The organism is Pseudomonas sp. BJa3 (assembly GCF_026343815.1).
In the GTDB taxonomy this organism is placed as follows: domain Bacteria; phylum Pseudomonadota; class Gammaproteobacteria; order Pseudomonadales; family Pseudomonadaceae; genus Aquipseudomonas; species Aquipseudomonas soli.
Genome location: NZ_JAOXMC010000494.1, coordinates 1 through 241, shown reverse-complemented (window position 1 = coordinate 241; position 241 = coordinate 1). Strand labels below are relative to the sequence as shown.

Sequence of the window (241 nt, the reverse complement as noted above, 5' to 3'; positions counted from 1 at the left end):
CGTCCCCCGCGATCAGTCACCGCGCCGGCGGGCTGCGGCAAGACCCAGCTGCTCACAGAGACCTTGGCTCAGCACAACGGCCCCAAACCCATTCTGATCCTCACACATACCACCGCCGGAGTTACAGCCCTCCGCGCACGGATGGCTCGGGCCAGAGTAGCCCCGACCTCATTTCGATTCGCCCCTCGTGATGGCTTTAGCATGAAACTCATCAGCAGGTTTCCAGGCAGAAGTGGGCACA

General features: G+C 62.2%; 1 pseudogene. It reads left to right on the top strand.

From position 1 onward, the window contains the following. Positions 1-241 (top strand): annotated as a pseudogene (locus tag OH705_RS28530) (DNA helicase UvrD); the annotation flags it as partial.